This is a genomic window from Shouchella oshimensis, assembly GCF_002019765.1.
Classification (GTDB): Bacteria; Bacillota; Bacilli; order Bacillales; family Bacillaceae_D; genus Shouchella; species Shouchella oshimensis.
Genome location: NZ_KV917380.1, coordinates 1,119,846 through 1,135,084, shown reverse-complemented (window position 1 = coordinate 1,135,084; position 15,239 = coordinate 1,119,846). Strand labels below are relative to the sequence as shown.

General features: G+C 40.2%; 19 protein-coding genes. All 19 read right to left on the bottom strand.

Annotated elements, in window-relative coordinates:
- Positions 1 to 10: 10 nt before the first annotated feature.
- Positions 11 to 484, bottom strand: coding sequence for an NUDIX hydrolase (locus BK583_RS05565; RefSeq protein WP_307188696.1), 474 nt, complete (start codon positions 482 to 484; stop codon positions 11 to 13).
- A 205-nt stretch (positions 485 to 689) separates the two neighbouring features.
- Positions 690 to 1,643, bottom strand: coding sequence for a thioredoxin-disulfide reductase (gene trxB, locus BK583_RS05560; RefSeq protein ID WP_035394612.1), 954 nt, complete (start codon positions 1,641 to 1,643; stop codon positions 690 to 692).
- 110 nt (positions 1,644 to 1,753) lie between these two features.
- On the bottom strand, positions 1,754 to 2,833 hold the full coding sequence (locus tag BK583_RS05555; protein WP_055737524.1) for a tetratricopeptide repeat protein: 1,080 nt from the start codon (positions 2,831 to 2,833) through the stop codon (positions 1,754 to 1,756).
- 130 nt (positions 2,834 to 2,963) lie between these two features.
- The gene (gene hisIE / locus BK583_RS05550) at positions 2,964 to 3,578 is read right to left on the bottom strand and encodes a bifunctional phosphoribosyl-AMP cyclohydrolase/phosphoribosyl-ATP diphosphatase HisIE (RefSeq protein ID WP_055737525.1); all 615 of its coding nucleotides are present in this window, start codon (positions 3,576 to 3,578) and stop codon (positions 2,964 to 2,966) included.
- Positions 3,575 to 4,333, bottom strand: coding sequence for an imidazole glycerol phosphate synthase subunit HisF (gene hisF / locus BK583_RS05545; protein ID WP_055737526.1), 759 nt, complete (start codon positions 4,331 to 4,333; stop codon positions 3,575 to 3,577). Before hisF ends, hisIE begins: the two co-directional genes overlap by 4 nt.
- A complete protein-coding gene (hisA, locus tag BK583_RS05540) occupies positions 4,323 to 5,063 on the bottom strand; it encodes a 1-(5-phosphoribosyl)-5-[(5-phosphoribosylamino)methylideneamino]imidazole-4-carboxamide isomerase (protein ID WP_055737527.1) in 741 nt (246 codons plus the stop codon). The genes hisF and hisA overlap by 11 nt, the downstream gene beginning before the upstream one ends.
- Positions 5,064 to 5,696: an imidazole glycerol phosphate synthase subunit HisH gene (hisH, locus tag BK583_RS05535; protein WP_038482609.1), complete on the bottom strand. Its 633-nt coding sequence runs from the start codon at positions 5,694 to 5,696 to the stop codon at positions 5,064 to 5,066.
- A complete protein-coding gene (gene hisB, locus BK583_RS05530; RefSeq protein ID WP_038482612.1) occupies positions 5,696 to 6,283 on the bottom strand; it encodes an imidazoleglycerol-phosphate dehydratase HisB in 588 nt (195 codons plus the stop codon). Before hisB ends, hisH begins: the two co-directional genes overlap by 1 nt.
- Entirely contained in the window at positions 6,280 to 7,563 is a 1,284-nt protein-coding gene (gene hisD / locus BK583_RS05525; RefSeq protein WP_055737528.1) for a histidinol dehydrogenase, read from the bottom strand. The genes hisB and hisD overlap by 4 nt, the downstream gene beginning before the upstream one ends.
- 11 nt (positions 7,564 to 7,574) lie before the next feature.
- A complete protein-coding gene (gene hisG / locus BK583_RS05520) occupies positions 7,575 to 8,195 on the bottom strand; it encodes an ATP phosphoribosyltransferase (protein WP_038482617.1) in 621 nt (206 codons plus the stop codon).
- A gap of 4 nt (positions 8,196 to 8,199) precedes the next feature.
- Positions 8,200 to 9,360, bottom strand: coding sequence for an ATP phosphoribosyltransferase regulatory subunit (locus tag BK583_RS05515; protein ID WP_055737529.1), 1,161 nt, complete (start codon positions 9,358 to 9,360; stop codon positions 8,200 to 8,202).
- Between the two features lie 141 nt (positions 9,361 to 9,501).
- A complete protein-coding gene (locus BK583_RS05510; RefSeq protein ID WP_038482623.1) occupies positions 9,502 to 9,990 on the bottom strand; it encodes an acyltransferase in 489 nt (162 codons plus the stop codon).
- On the bottom strand, positions 9,987 to 10,628 hold the full coding sequence (gene ppaX / locus BK583_RS05505; RefSeq protein WP_055737530.1) for a pyrophosphatase PpaX: 642 nt from the start codon (positions 10,626 to 10,628) through the stop codon (positions 9,987 to 9,989). The genes BK583_RS05510 and ppaX overlap by 4 nt, the downstream gene beginning before the upstream one ends.
- Complete coding sequence (locus BK583_RS05500; protein WP_055737531.1) at positions 10,618 to 11,574, bottom strand: nucleoside recognition domain-containing protein; 957 nt, start codon at positions 11,572 to 11,574, stop codon at positions 10,618 to 10,620. The genes ppaX and BK583_RS05500 overlap by 11 nt, the downstream gene beginning before the upstream one ends.
- Positions 11,575 to 11,588: 14 nt before the next feature.
- On the bottom strand, positions 11,589 to 12,422 hold the full coding sequence (gene lgt / locus BK583_RS05495; RefSeq protein ID WP_236702478.1) for a prolipoprotein diacylglyceryl transferase: 834 nt from the start codon (positions 12,420 to 12,422) through the stop codon (positions 11,589 to 11,591).
- A 26-nt stretch (positions 12,423 to 12,448) separates the two neighbouring features.
- Complete coding sequence (hprK, locus tag BK583_RS05490; RefSeq protein ID WP_038482632.1) at positions 12,449 to 13,384, bottom strand: HPr(Ser) kinase/phosphatase; 936 nt, start codon at positions 13,382 to 13,384, stop codon at positions 12,449 to 12,451.
- Positions 13,385 to 13,536: 152 nt separating this feature from the next.
- The gene (locus BK583_RS05485; protein WP_038482635.1) at positions 13,537 to 13,881 is read right to left on the bottom strand and encodes a phage holin family protein; all 345 of its coding nucleotides are present in this window, start codon (positions 13,879 to 13,881) and stop codon (positions 13,537 to 13,539) included.
- A 16-nt stretch (positions 13,882 to 13,897) separates the two neighbouring features.
- Positions 13,898 to 14,083 carry a PspC domain-containing protein gene (locus BK583_RS05480; protein ID WP_038482637.1) on the bottom strand — a complete coding sequence of 62 codons (186 nt, stop codon included), beginning with the start codon at positions 14,081 to 14,083 and terminating at the stop codon, positions 13,898 to 13,900.
- Between the two features lie 29 nt (positions 14,084 to 14,112).
- The gene (locus tag BK583_RS05475; RefSeq protein ID WP_055737532.1) at positions 14,113 to 15,180 is read right to left on the bottom strand and encodes a DUF4097 family beta strand repeat-containing protein; all 1,068 of its coding nucleotides are present in this window, start codon (positions 15,178 to 15,180) and stop codon (positions 14,113 to 14,115) included.
- Between the last annotated feature and the right edge of the window lie 59 nt (positions 15,181 to 15,239).

Here is a 15,239-nt window from a genome sequence, read left to right as displayed (position 1 = left end):
CGAGCCCTCCTTACGTAGAAGCCGAACTTCTTCTTTCTTTTAATAAATTATGGGATGTATCATAATAAAACGTGCTATATAAAATTCCCTCACCGTGAAAGACATGATCGAATATAAGCCGATCCCCTTCAGCCATTGGCAAGGTTTGATATGCTTGATTAGGTTGCCACTGCAACTTTCCTTCAGGAGAATGTTTAAACAGTTGACCTGAAGCTTCAACAGCTTTAAAGGTAAACATCATCCACTCATTCTGAATGCTATCGTCTTCATTTACAATCACCATTGTTGTAACGGCTTGAAGTTCTGGCTGCATCACAAGAAGACCTGTTTCTTCTTTCAATTCTCTAATCGCTGCTTCTTGAATCGTCTCTGTTGGTTCCATTTTCCCACCTGGAGCGACCCACCAGCCTTTACTTGGCTTTTGCAACAAAAGGCATTGTTCTTTAGAAGTTAAAATACAATTGGTTATCCGTTGCAACTTCATCACCCCACGTTCCTAATTCTATAGTATACAGTTAAATGAGAAAAGCGACAATGATTCTCCCTTCTTTGAAAAGACAAAAAAAGAGCACGGATTCCATCCGCGCTCATCAAGAAAACTCTATAATAAAAAAGGGGGTCAATTACAATTCTTATTTTAGCACCCCTCTGTTTCAAATAGGTTACAGATACTTTAAAAGAAAATATCTTTATTCTGAAATGACTTTTTTCTGGTCATCTAAATGCTCAAGGTAGTGTTGAACATTTTGCGCGGCTATAGACCCATCACCTGTAGCTGTTACAATTTGTCGAAGTGATTTTTCTCGAACGTCCCCAGCAGCGAATACGCCAGGAATCTTTGTTTCCATTTCCTCATTCGTTTCAATATAGCCTTCTTCGTTCGTAATAGAAAGATTTTTAACACTTTCGTTAAGTGGCAACATCCCAATATAGACAAACACTCCATCTGCACTCATAGTAGATGTCTCTCCTGTTTCTGTATCTTCAAGGGTAACGCCACCGACTTTTCCGTCTTTCTCATTAATCTCGGTTACGACTTTATTCCAAACAAATTCCACTTTATCGTTGGCAAATGCTCGATCTTGCAATATCTTCTGAGCACGAAGCTGATCACGACGATGCACAATCGTTACTTTTGATGCAAAGCGCGTCAAGTAAACAGCTTCTTCCACTGCAGAATCTCCACCACCAACAACAATTAGCTCTCGCTCTTTAAAAAATGCCCCATCACAAACTGCACAATACGAGACGCCACGACCGCCTAATTCTTGCTCTCCTGGAATACCTAGCTTCTTGTATTCTGCCCCTGTTGACACGATAACCGCACGGGCTCTATATTCTTTTGAACCAGCAATGATTTTCTTCGTATCGCCTTCATCAATGATTTCTTTTATATCTCCATACCCATATTCTGCACCGAATTTCTTGGCATGCTCAAACATTTTATTTGATAAATCAGGTCCAAGAATGTGGTCAAATCCTGGATAGTTCTCTACTTCCTCTGTATTGGCCATCTGACCACCTGGCATGCCTCTTTCCAGCATTAAGGTTTTTAAATTCGCTCGTGATGTATAAACAGCAGCTGTCATTCCTGCTGGACCTGCACCTGCTATAATGACATCATAAATTGTTTCAGTTGACATATTTAACACTCCTTACGCGCCAGTCATCTCTCTTATCCATGCGCCTCATCTAAAGAAGACCCACTCTTCTTGTAGTCTTTTCTATTTCGAATATCTTATCCGTTTCATTCTTATCCTAGCGGAGTCTCTGGCTGATTGTCTACTAACATGCTCAAGCCTGCCTCACGTTCCATCATTGAGAAGAAAACAGAGTCGCTTTCGCCACGTTCCATTTTCGTCATACAAGTTTCCGCTTTTTTATCACCGTTACTAATCGCTTCTTTCATCAAGTCAATTGCTGACTCAACATTTCCAACATGATAGTCTGCTACAGCAAAACAGTGAAAAAGCGAATGCTCTTTTAGCAGTGTATGATCTTTTTTGCGTACAGCTACTTCCTCATACGCACCAATGTGGCAAAGAACATGTAAAAGACGAATTTTAGAATCATGGTGAATTGGTTGGATCTTTTTTAAGATCTCTCCAAATTGGTTTGCCTTAGTTGTATAGCCTAGTTGATAATGAAATACGGCTATATTACAAAGTGCCAGTAAATTACCCTGATCGGATTCCAAAATCTCTTCACATTTATCGAAAGCCAATTGTTCTTGTCCCGTCCGAAAAAAGGCCTCTGCTAAATGGTTTTGAGCTGCCCAATTTTCAGGCTGTATATCAAGAACCTTTTTAAGCAGTGGAATAGCCTCTCTTACATTTCCTTCAGTTAAGAGGATCCATGCATTCTCATGGTTATTTAATGACTCTTCTTCCTTCTCTTCTTCATCAAGAGGATCCTCTTCAAATAGCTCAGCTAATTCTTTTGCATCGTCAACAAATGCTCCTTCTGGTTCCAATGCTAAATAACGGGTAACATGCTTTTCCGCTTGAAAGAAATGGCCAAGAAACACTTCATTGTTCGCAATAAAGAAATGACATACCGGATGCTCATCGTTGTTCGTCTCTATAATTTGATGAAGCAACTCATTGGAACGCTCATATTCACCAAGCTCTGTTAATACTGCAGCTAATTGTATTTTAAAAATCGGTTCTGTTTCCGTTAGTTTCACAGCTCGTTCAAATAGCTTCGCTGCACGGGATAAACGCTTATCTTGAAATGCAGCCAATCCTTTATGAAAGAAATAATCGCCACTTCGATAAAAAGGGATGACGACATTTGAATGAATTTTATTACTTGATTGCTTTTTACGCATCATCCGTTGTTACCTCCAAGCAAATCTAATCTATGCTCAAGTATTTATTATAGCTTATTCCAGCTCTCGTTCCGACTACATTTTTGCTAAAAAAAAGAAAAAAGTCAACGGATCGTTGACTTTTTTCGGAATTCTAGACTTTATGACGCTGCTCTAGCGTTTTCATAATAGCTGCTAATGGGATCTTTTTTTCTTCTAATAGGACAAGGAGGTGATAGAATAGATCAGCGACTTCCCAATGCATCTCTGTTTGATCGTCATTCTTCGCTGCAATAATAACCTCACTAGCCTCTTCACCAACCTTTTTAAGGATTTTATCAATCCCTTCTGTAAAGAGGTACGTTGTGTAAGCACCTTCTGGCATATGTTCTTTCCGATTAGCAATTGTTTTTTCAAGTGATTTAAGTATGGCAAATGGGTCACGATCATTTCTATCGCTTTCACCGTCGCCTTGAAAGCAACTTACTGCTCCGGTATGGCAAGCAGGACCTTCGGGATGAACGAGAAGCAAAATAGCATCTTGATCACAATCATAACGGATGTCAATCACTTTCTGCTTATTCCCTGACGTTGCGCCTTTATTCCAAAGTTCATTTCTAGAACGACTATAAAACCACGATTCTTTCGTTTTAATCGTTAAGTCGAGTGCTTCTTGGTTCATGTACGCTAACGTCAACACTTCCTTTGTTTGGGCATCTTGGACAATGGCTGGTACAAGGCCATTTTCGTTAAATTGAACGTTCGTCATCGTACATGCACTCCTTTTTCTTTTAATACCCTTTTCACGGCACGAATCGTTGTTTCTTTATAATGAAAAATCGATGCTGCCAGAGCCGCATCCACAGCTGCTTCTTGAAAGACATCAACAAAATGAATCGCTTCTCCTGCACCTCCTGAAGCAATAATAGGTACATTTACACAATTAGTTAACTTTTTCAAAAGAGCTACATCAAAGCCCGATTTCTCACCATCTTTATCCATACTTGTGACAAGCAGTTCTCCTGCTCCTAATTGAACCGCTTCCTTAGCCCAAGCTTCAGCTGTCCAATCAGTCTCTTTACGACCACCATGCGTATAGACTTTCCAAGTATCGGTTATAGAGTCATACTTAGCATCAATGGCAACAACAATACATTGTGAACCAAAGAAACGAGCTGCTTCTTCAATAAATTCGGGTCTTATGAGTGCTGCTGTATTTAACGAAACTTTATCCGCACCCGCTTGTAAAATGTTCCGAATGTTTTCGTTTGTATTAATACCCCCACCAACTGTAAATGGGATAGAAATAGACGCAGCTACTTGTTCCACAACATCTAACATCGTTTTTCTACCTTCATGAGATGCCGAAATATCTAAGAAAACAAGTTCGTCAGCACCTTGCTCATCATAATAGCGAGCAAGCTCTACTGGATCGCCAGCATCTCGTAGTGAGAGAAATTGTGTTCCTTTTACGACTCTTCCTTCTTTCACATCTAAACATGGGATAATACGTTTAGTTAGCATTCGTTTCCTCGCCTACTTTCACTGCTTCTTCCAAGGAAAAACGATTGGCATAAAGTGCCTTACCAACAATGACTCCGGAAATCGTCGTGTGACGAATGGATTCTAAATCTTGAAGCTGACTCACGCCACCTGAAGCAATGATTTGCGCTCTGTCCCCAGCTACGTTCGCCAGTTTTTCGCAAGCGGCAATATTTGGTCCTTCAAGCATACCATCCTTTGAAATGTCCGTATAAACAATTGTTTTTACACCTGAATCAAGTAGGGTTCCAGCTAACACTTCTGCTTGAACACTTGATGTTTCAACCCAACCCTCTGTTGCTACTAATCCATCTCGTGCATCTAAGCCAATTACGATTGCCTCACCATACTTTTTTACCATCTCTTTCGTAAACGCCAAGTTATTGACCGCTACACTTCCTAAAATCACTCGTTTTACACCAAGATTTAAATAGTAAGCAATGTCTTCCTCTGTACGAATGCCACCACCAACTTGTACTGGAATCGTCAATTTGGCTGCAATTTCTGCTATAAGTTGATTGTTAACAGGCTTTTTCTTTTTTGCTCCATCTAAATCAACAATGTGAACCCATTTGGCACCCGAATCTTGAAAGGATTGCGCAGTTTGTAGCGGTGAATGACTATACACCGTGTTTTTTTCATAATCGCCTTGCTCTAAGCGAACACACTGTCCATTTAAAATATCGATTGCTGGATAAATCGTCATCCCCATTCATTCCACTCCCTTTTCTGCCAGTTCACAAAATCGTTTTAACAATGCCGTACCTACTTGTCCACTCTTTTCAGGATGAAATTGCATTCCGAAAACGAGGTCTTTCTCAACGATTGCAGGCACATCACACCCATAGTCTGCTTTTGCAGCCATTAGCTCATCAGGCGCTTCTACAACGTAGGAATGAACGAAATAGACATAGCCCTCTTCAATGCCTCCTGTGCTTGCTTTTTCATTTAAAAAAGCAAGTCGATTCCAGCCCATATGAGGAATTTTTAATGATGAATGTGCATGGTGTTGTTTTTCAGAAAAATGGATCACATTTCCTTTTAAATAAGCGAGTCCTTCCGTTTCTCCATATTCTGTGCTTCTTTCAAATAAGAGCTGCATGCCTAAGCAAATGCCTAATAGTGGTTTTAGCTGATATACATGCTGGTCGAGAAACGTGCGTAAACCGGTTCCCTCTAAATTTTTCATAGCATCAGGAAAGGCCCCTACTCCTGGCAAAATAAATGCATCGCATTCTATTAATTCATCTGGCTTACCGCTAATAAGATAGGGAAATTGTAGTCGTTCTAACGCTTTCGAAACAGAATGAAGGTTGCCCATGCCATAATCAATAATACCAATCATTAGAGCATCCCCTTCGTCGACATAAGCCCTCTCTGATTTGGATCAATACTTGCGGCTTCACGAAGGGCTCTGGCACATGCTTTAAAAATGGCTTCAATAATATGGTGGGTATTGTGTCCATAGTGAACAACAATGTGTACGTTCATTCTAGCTTCTAAAGCGAGCTTCCAAAAAAATTCTCGAACTAATTCTGTATCAAACGTTCCCACAGTTTCACTCGGAAGCTCCACACGATATTCTAAGTGAGGGCGATTGCTTAAATCGACTACAACTTGAGCAAGAGCGTCATCCATTGGGACAATCGCCGATCCATAACGTCGTATTCCCTCTTTTGAACCAAGTGCACGTTTAAACGCTTCCCCTAAACAGATCGCTATGTCTTCAGTTGTATGGTGGGCATCGACTTCTATATCCCCCTCAGCTTGGACAGTTAGATCAAATTGTCCATGCTTTGCAAATAAATGCAGCATGTGTTCGAGAAAAGGAACACCTGTGTTTAACTCAATTTGTCCTTCACCATCTAATTGGACGCTTAATTGAATATCTGTTTCTCCGGTCTTTCGCTTAATAGAAGCCTCTCGACTCATTTCGTCTCCTCCTTTAATCGAACTTCGATCGCTCTTGCATGGGCTTCTAGCCCTTCCATTCGAGCTAACGTCATAATCGCTTGAGCATCTCCTTGAAACGCTGCTTTACTGTATGAAATAACGCTTGTTTTTTTGATGAAATCATCTACTGACAATGGACTTGAAAAACGAGCTGTCCCATTTGTAGGCAAGACGTGACTCGGTCCTGCCATATAATCACCAACAACCTCTGCACTGTAGGGGCCGATAAATATAGCACCTGCATGCTTTATTTTCCCTACCATCTCCATCGGGTCTTCTGTCATAATTTCAACATGTTCACATGCCAATTCATTGACTACATCAATGGCTTGATTAGCAGAAGAACAGATGAAAACCTGCCCATAGTCCGAAATTGCTTGCCTTGCAATCTCAGAATTAGGTAGTTCATTAAGCTGGTTTATTACTTCATCTCGAACCGCTTCAGCTAATGAATTGGACGTCGTTACAAGTATAGCCGATGCCATTTCGTCGTGTTCAGCTTGCGACAGTAAGTCAGCTGCAATGTATGATGGGTTTGCACCTTCATCCGCTAACACACAAATTTCACTAGGACCAGCGATCATATCAATATCAACTTCTCCAAACACTGCTCGTTTTGCTAACGCCACATATTGGTTTCCAGGGCCAGTAATTTTGTCGACTTTGGCAATAGATTCTGTACCAAAAGCAAAAGCAGCAATCGCTTGAGCACCACCAACCTTATAGATAGATTGGATGCCTAATTCATTTGCAGCAACGAGAACACCTGCTGGAAGATGGCCGAATGGATCTGGTGGGGATGCGATAGCGATCCTTTCAACGCCTGCAACAAGAGCGGGAACTGCATTCATAATAACAGAAGAAGGATACGCAGCTTTACCACCAGGGACATAGAGCCCGACGGCTTCTAGAGGCGTTACTTTTTGGCCTAGCAAGGACCCATCCTTTCTAGTTATCATCCACGATGTTTTAATTTGTTCTTCATGATAATCTGTGACATTTTTAATTGCCTGCTTAATCGCGTCAAGCTCCTCATTACGAATGGTTCCATAGGCAGTCTCAATCTCTTCTTTTGTTACAAGAAATGAGGAAACAGTTGCCTTGTCAAATTGCTTCGTTAGCGCAACTAACGCTTTATCGCCTTCTACTTTTACTTGTTCAAGAATCGTTGCAACGCTTTGAACAGCTCTTTCATTCTCTTGTAAACGAAGATTCTTAGGCACGACAGTATCTTCTTTCTCTAGACGTATAAACTGCATCTAGTAGCCTCCTACACTACAGCTTGAAGCTGTTTAATCATTCTCTGAATCTCTTTGCCTTTTAAACGATAGCTCGACGCGTTGACAATAAATCGCGAGGTGATTTCTTGAATTTTTTCTAACTCAACTAATCCATTATCTTTTAAAGTTTGACCAGTTGAAACAATATCAACAATACGATTCGCGAGACCCATTATAGGCGCGAGTTCAATAGAACCATTCAGTTTAATGACTTCTACTTGCTCCCCTTGTTCCTTAAAATATTGAATAGCCAAATTCGGATATTTCGAGGCTACTTTAGGGTGCAATTCGCCTTTTTGATAGTTTGGCAAACTTGCTACCGCTAAATAGCAAGAGCTAATTTTTAAATCAAGCATCTCATAAACATCACGCTTTTCTTCAAGCATGACATCCTTTCCAGCAACACCTACGTCGGCTACGCCTTGCTCTACATAAGTAGGAACATCCATTGGCTTCGCTAAAACAAAACGCAAATGTTCTTCAGGTACATCTATAATTAATTTTCGCGATTCTTCAAAAGTCTCAGGAAGACGATAGCCTGCAGCGCGTAACAATTTTACAGCTTCATCAAAAATTCGACCTTTTGGCATCGCAATCGTCAGCGGTCTCATGTACTTACTCCTCTTCTAAATGAATATACGCCAGTTCTACTTGTTCGTTCATCCAATTTTCTGATAGACCAGCTTGATCTTGTACAATAACAGCTTTTCCACTTTGACGTAATTCAGCGGCTTTGCTGTACGCTTCTTTCCTTCTGGAATGATGATACAACACACACCACTTTTGGTCGGGCTCATTTTCTCGTGAATACACTTCACTAAGTAAATCAACTCGTAAACCAAACCCTGTCGCTGGAGCTGTACGTCCAAACTTTTTCAATAGTTGGTCGTATCGTCCCCCACCACCTAAAGCTTGTGCAACATCTTCATGAAAAGCTTCAAATACAAAACCTGTATAATAGCTCATATGAAGAACCGTGCTTAAATCAAATTGTACAAACGATTCAATCCCTTCTTCTTGTAAAACGTCCCAGATGCCTCGCAATTCGTCAATCGCTTTCTTACCTTCATCTGAAGTTACCAACTGCTCTGCTTCATCCACCACATGGGCATCACCTCGTAACTCAAGCAATTGAATCAAGCGATTTTCAATATCCAAGGGAAGCTCATACGTATGGACCGCTTCGCGATAACCAACGTCATTTTTTTCAAATAAAGAACGTTGAAGTTGTTCAGCTTGTTCTCCAGGCACCAACTCATTTAATAACGCTCGAATAAAACCGATATGCCCTAAAACAAGCTGATACTTCTCTAAGCCAATCGTTTGCATTGCTTCTTGAAAAAGAACAACGATCTCACTATCACCGCTTGTTGTCGCATCACCAATTAGTTCCACACCAACTTGTTCAAATTCTGCTGGTCTACCTCCCTCTAATTGCTGAGCCCTGTATAAATTCGAATGGTAAGATAAGCGTAATGGGAACGATTCCTTTTTCATTGTAGAGGAAACAAGACGTGCAATAGGCGCAGTCATATCAGGGCGTAACACAAGTGTGTTCCCTGACAAGTCAAAGCATTTAAACAGCTGCTGATCTGGAATAGCCGAGAGCTTTCCCACTGTTTCAAAATATTCTAATGCAGGCGTTTGAACTTTTTCGTATCCCCATTCCCCAATGGTTTTCAATAACTGTGTTGAAATTTTATTTTGCAAATGGTGTTGATGAGGTAACCGATCTCTCATCCCCAAAGGCTTCTCAAATAAAAATAGCTGTGACAAGGAAAACACCTCAAATGCTTTAGTTTGGTAAATCACTAATGAATTAAAGTTTTTTAATAGTTTACATTTGTTCACTTAGAAAGTCAACTAGCTCAAGGTTTAAAAAAAAGACTTGGTTTGATTTCCAAGCCTTTCGTTCTACTAAACATTTCTCTTTATCAAACGCATCGGACTTCCAGCGACAAATGTATCACGTTCAACATCCTTATGTACCACAGTGCCTGCACCAATTACGGCTCGATCACCAATAGTAACTCCAGGTAGAATGGTGCAATTTGCACCGATCATCACATCGTCCCCAATGATGACATCGCCTAAGCGGTATTCATGAATAAGATATTCATGGGCCAAAATGGTCGTATTGTATCCAATGATGGTGTTTGAGCCAACCTTTATACGCTCTGGAAACATGGCATCGACCATGACCATTAAAGCAAAGGCTGTGTAGTCGCCAATCTTCATATTCAAAAACGTGCGATAGAGCCAGTTTTTTATACGAAATGAAGGCGTAATTCGTGCAGTTTGACTGATAATAAATATCTTTAATACTTTCCAGAAAGAGACTGTCTTATAAAGCTGCCAAAGTGAATTCGTTTTCGACACCGGGTATCGCTTTGTTCGTCTACTCATCTTTCTTCTACAATTGCAAGAAGATGATCCATGGATTGTATAATATAATCAGGTTCAAATGACTTTAAAAATGCCTCTCCTTTAAGCGCCCAGCCAACACCTACGCTAATGATTCCTGCATTTTTTGCTGCCAAGATATCATGAGAATTATCTCCAACCATAATTGCTTCTTCTGCTTTAGCATGTAATTGTTCAAGCGCTTTATAGATAGGCTCAGGATTAGGCTTTTCTTTCGTTACATCGTCTAGACCTATAATGACATCAAAATAGTCGTCCAAGCCTGTAAGCTTTAGACCCATCATTGCCGTTTCCTTAATTTTCGTAGTGACGATAGCAAGCTTATAGCCTTCATCATGTAATCGTTTTACACCTTCTTTTACACCAGGGTAGATGGTCACAAGAGAATCATGATGATGATGATTATGTGTTCGATAAGTCTCAATATACGTTGCTGCTTTCTCTTTGTTTATGGATGAAAAGGTTTCTAGAAGAGATGGACCAATAAATGGGAGAACAGTCTCTCTTGTATACCGACCTGGATAATCTGGCTCAAGTGTATGCAAAAACGATTGAATAATAAGCTCATTTGTGTCAATGAGGGTTCCGTCTAAATCAAATAAAATGGTGTTAATGGTCATAAGCGGTTTCCTTTCTATACGACGATTCTTTTCTTTTTTCTAGTCGTGTCCACACTCTTGAAATAACAATGGTTAATAACAATGCCGTAATGACACGAATAACGAGAAGGGGCCAAACTGGAATTCCTAGTACAACAAAGACAAGAGTATCCTCTACAACCGCATGACAAGCGACAAGGAAAATAAACACGATATAAAGATCTTTCTTCTTCACTTTGTCTTCTTTAACAGCATCAATCATGACCCCCGCTCCATAAGCAAGACCAATCGTTAAACCAGAAGCCAAAGTCACCGAGGTATTTCGATCGACACCGATTAAACGCGTTAGAGGAGAAAGCCATTGAGAGATTACTTTTAACCAGCCACGCTCCCGCATAACTTGCACCACAAGCATAAGTGGAATAACGACTAATGCCAATTGCGCTACACCCCAAAAAGCAGTTTGTAACCCTACAGCGATCATGCCTAGTAGTGTTGTTGGTTCAGCTGCTTGTGTAGCAGAAGCAAGACCGTAAACCGCCTGTTCACTTCCACCATCCCATACTAGATTGATCACAAATGCTGAAAATAGTGCAAGAAAGATTCGAACAGCTACAATTGGGAGCACTTTTATGCCAACCTTTGTAGCGACTGCCGACTCCACAATGAGATTGTGGGAAAAAGATAACATAATAGCGAGAATGAATACTTCTTTAATCGTCAAGTCAAGGGAAAGAATAGCACCAATTCCCGCAAATAGGTTCAATACATTTCCAATCACTAACGGAATTGCCGCTTCGCCTGGCAAGCCAATCAAATTCATGATAGGCGCTATACCTGAAGCGATCCAACCAAGCACCGGCGTGTAGCCGAGCAACGTGACAAACAATGTAATGGGAAAAATGATTTTTCCTAACGTCCATGTTGTCTGTAAACCTGATAACAGCCCTCGTTTCACCACTCCCATGGTATCCCTTCTCTCTAATTTTTCTTTTTGCTTTCGCTATCTGTATCTAAATATCTTGGTGGCTTTACGACGATGCGTCGATACATCCAAAGAATAATGGATAAGCCGATTAGAATAAGTGATAACAACTGAGCCGTTCTAAGGGTCTCTCCAATTAGTAAATAGTCCAAACGGATACCTTCAATGAAGAATCGTCCTACTGAATACCAAATGACGTAAGAAAAGAACAGTTCCCCTTGGCGTAAATTCACTTTTCGCAACAAAATAAGGAGGACGACACCGAGAATACTCCATAAAGATTCATATAAAAATGTTGGGTGATAATAAGCCCCATTAATATACATTTGGTTAATGATCCAATCAGGTAAAAACAAACTTTCTAAAAAGGAGCGTGATACTTCGCCTCCATACACTTCTTGGTTAACAAAATTTCCCCAACGACCGATCGCTTGACCAATTAAAATAGCCGGTGCTGCAACGTCAGCAATTTTCCAGAAAGACAGCTTCTTGACACGTGCAAAAATAATAGCTGTAACGACTGCTCCAATTAAGGCGCCGTGAATGGCAATTCCACCTTCACGAATGTTAAACACACTCATTGGACTATCAGCGAATTGATCCCATCTAAAAATGACATAATAGGCTCTTGCGGAAATAATGGATATTGGTAACGCCCACACAAGTAAGTCTGCAAACGTTTCTTTTGGTAACCCCCGCTTTTCTCCTTCATAGCGAGCCCATAAATAACCAACCCCTACACCTAAAAGAATTAAAACGGCATACCAATAAATATCAATTGGACCAAGAGAAATAAACACTCGATCCATCGGTTCAAATTGTGTATTCACTTCAGTTCACCTCACACATGTTCATTTTAAAATTCTTCATTGTCACCTTGTTCAATCACTTGTGTTAAACGTTCAGAGAACTCCTGGGCTGCATTAAACCCTAGACGTTTTAGTCGGAAATTCATCGCAGCAACCTCAATGATAACAGCTAAGTTTCGTCCTGGTCTTACAGGCACCGTTAGTTTCGTAATTTCTGTATCAAAAATTTTCATTTTATCTTCTTCGAGTCCAAGTCGATCATAGGCTTTCTTTTGATCCCATGTCTCTAAGTTCATACATAAACTAATTCGTTTAAAAGGGCGAACGGCTCCGGCTCCAAAGAGTGTCATAACATTGATAATGCCTAACCCACGAATTTCTAGTAAATGCTGGAGTAACGGAGGAGGATGCCCAACTAATGTATCCTCGTTTTGTTGTCGAATTTCTACAGAATCATCAGCAACAAGTCGATGCCCTCTTCGTACAAGATCAAGTGCCGTTTCACTCTTACCTACACCACTACCACCTGTGATTAATACGCCAATACCATAAATATCAACAAGTACACCATGAACAGCAGTTACTGGCGCAAGCTCGCTCTCTAAATAGTTTGTTACACGACTACTTAACTGGGTTGTCGTTAAAGTCGATCGTAAAACAGGTACATTTTTTTTATTGGCTGCCGCAATTAATTGAGAGGGAGCCTCAAGTCCACGAGATAAAATAATACCAGGTGTATCATATGTACATAATTTTGTTAATCGTTCTTCTTTTTCCTCATCAGATAGCGATTTAATAAACGATAGCTCCGTTCTACCAATAAGCTGCAGTCTTCTTGCTGGATAATACGTAAAAAAACCAGCCATCTCTATACCGGGACGAGAAATATCGCTCGTTGTAATAGGGCGATAAATGCCTTCTTCTCCAGCTAGCAACTCAAAGTGGAACTTCTCTAATATATCGTTTGCTGTCACTTTTATCATTTTGTGCACCTCTTTTACATTGCTTTTCACTAGCCATATTGTAGCACGATTTTCTCTAGAGTCATAAAACTTATAAAAGATCATCTCATTGAACAAAAAGAAAGACGTGGAAATGATGCATCCACGTCTGCTCCCCTTTATTAAATTGACCATTAACTCCTTTTAACTGGATTAATAAGCAAAGTCTGAAACAATGCAATGATGATCGCTGCAAGCAGCGCAATGCCAAAACCATCAATTACAAAATAGCTTCCCATTAACCAAGCTGTTAGCATTAACGTTAACGCACTAATGACGAATAAAAACAGTCCTAGTGTTAAAATGGTAATCGGTAACGTTAAAATGGTTAGCACCGGTTTCACTGTCCAATTTAAAACAGATAAAATAAGTGCCGCGATCAACGCTGCTCCAAAGCCACTTAGCGTAAACCCAGAGAATAGCGCTGATAGAAGTAATAACACGAGTGCATTCAGCACCAGGCCAAGTAACCATCTCATCAAAAGCCCTCCTTACTTACTCTGCCGGCATAAGAAATGTAGCAATAATATAGGCAAGTACGACGGGCCAAACCGTTGTGACCAATGCCAAAACCACAGCAATTAACCGAATGATGGTCGGATCAATTGAAAAATACTCTCCAATTCCCCCACATACGCCTGTTATAAAACGCTTCGTTGTCGATCGTTTTAATTGTTTCAATGTTGTAACGTCCTTTCAAATCAAACTGTTTATTGATTTCTTAGCGTAATACTACCTGTATTTGCAACAGCACGGACTTTCATTTTCCCAGGAAGCGTATCGTTTGCCGTCACATGCATATAGCGTTGTGCCAATTCTTTTTTCTCATCATGAATCTCTGATGACTCCAGATGATTGTGAATGGAACCAACATTAGATCGCAGCTTCCCTTCAAATCGAACATCGTCTGCTACAAAGAGCTTCACGCTTCCTGTCGTTGTTTTCACATCTAAATAACCAGCGGATTCGTTGTTTTTATTCACATAATAGGTAATGGATCCATTCACCGTTTCAACGTCAGCATCCTCAATTTTTCCTGTTACTTTAATGGTTCCATTAAAGGTTTTTGCAAATAATGATCCTATCGTATTTTCGTCAATAGTAATAGATCCGTTCATTGTCTCGATTGTAGCTTTAGAGGCTTGAAGGTGACTCGTTTTAATGGAACCGTTTGTTGTATTGGCTTCAAACTCTTTTGTCTTTAGCGATTCACCAGTTAGAGAACCATTAAATGTATAGAGCTTGATGCTATCATATGTTGAAGTAGGTACATAGAGCGTTCCGTTAACTTTCATTGTTTTTGATTTCGTTTCAAAAAGCAGGACACCTTCTTCTACAGAAAAAGACGATTCCTTCAAGAGAAAATCATGCGCTTGTTCCGCATTGTTTGTACGGTAGACTTTTGCATCTAACTCCAGTCGTACCCCTTCCTTCTCCCACGGAACAATCGTAAAGGAGCCATTTTCTAAAGACACCTTTACTTTGTTTAGATCAACGTGATCCTCTTCAAACGTATGTTGAATGTCCATGCCATTCCCAAAATTAAAGTCAAAGTCGCCATCTCTTACTTTTTGGAATGCCGATTCAAAAAAACTTGTAAACTTTGTGAAAGGAGACTCTTCACGGTCTGTGCCTTCTTCACGTGCCTTACTTGATGCTGATTGAGAAGTCGGTATTTCTTGCTCATCTTTTCCAACCGCTTCAAGTAATTTTAGTCCTTCTTCAGCAGAAACTTTACCGTCTTCAATCATCTTAAGAATCATTTTACGTTCTTCCATCACGATCGCTCCTTTTTACTTAATAGCCTTTATAATCTTATTACGAAGAAGCAAGGTCA

Bases quoted from the DNA above. Each gene is read 5' to 3' on its own strand.
- BK583_RS05510 (WP_038482623.1), bottom strand. From the start codon at position 9,990: ATGAGTAGACGAACAAAGCGATACCCGGTGTCGAAAACGAATTCACTT.
- BK583_RS05485 (WP_038482635.1), bottom strand. From the start codon at position 13,881: ATGAGATGGTTACTTGGCCTGGTGCTGAATGCACTCGTGTTATTACTT.
- BK583_RS05475 (WP_055737532.1), bottom strand. From the start codon at position 15,180: ATGGAAGAACGTAAAATGATTCTTAAGATGATTGAAGACGGTAAAGTT.
- hisG (WP_038482617.1), bottom strand. From the start codon at position 8,195: ATGAGACCGCTGACGATTGCGATGCCAAAAGGTCGAATTTTTGATGAA.
- hprK (WP_038482632.1), bottom strand. From the start codon at position 13,384: ATGATAAAAGTGACAGCAAACGATATATTAGAGAAGTTCCACTTTGAG.
- BK583_RS05500 (WP_055737531.1), bottom strand. From the start codon at position 11,574: ATGGGAGTGGTGAAACGAGGGCTGTTATCAGGTTTACAGACAACATGG.
- BK583_RS05555 (WP_055737524.1), bottom strand. From the start codon at position 2,833: ATGATGCGTAAAAAGCAATCAAGTAATAAAATTCATTCAAATGTCGTC.
- ppaX (WP_055737530.1), bottom strand. From the start codon at position 10,628: ATGACCATTAACACCATTTTATTTGATTTAGACGGAACCCTCATTGAC.
- hisD (WP_055737528.1), bottom strand. From the start codon at position 7,563: ATGCAGTTTATACGTCTAGAGAAAGAAGATACTGTCGTGCCTAAGAAT.
- BK583_RS05565 (WP_307188696.1), bottom strand. From the start codon at position 484: ATGAAGTTGCAACGGATAACCAATTGTATTTTAACTTCTAAAGAACAA.
- hisIE (WP_055737525.1), bottom strand. From the start codon at position 3,578: ATGACGAACGTTCAATTTAACGAAAATGGCCTTGTACCAGCCATTGTC.
- hisB (WP_038482612.1), bottom strand. From the start codon at position 6,283: ATGAGTCGAGAGGCTTCTATTAAGCGAAAGACCGGAGAAACAGATATT.
- hisH (WP_038482609.1), bottom strand. From the start codon at position 5,696: ATGATTGGTATTATTGATTATGGCATGGGCAACCTTCATTCTGTTTCG.
- hisF (WP_055737526.1), bottom strand. From the start codon at position 4,333: ATGCTAACTAAACGTATTATCCCATGTTTAGATGTGAAAGAAGGAAGA.
- hisA (WP_055737527.1), bottom strand. From the start codon at position 5,063: ATGGGGATGACGATTTATCCAGCAATCGATATTTTAAATGGACAGTGT.
- trxB (WP_035394612.1), bottom strand. From the start codon at position 1,643: ATGTCAACTGAAACAATTTATGATGTCATTATAGCAGGTGCAGGTCCA.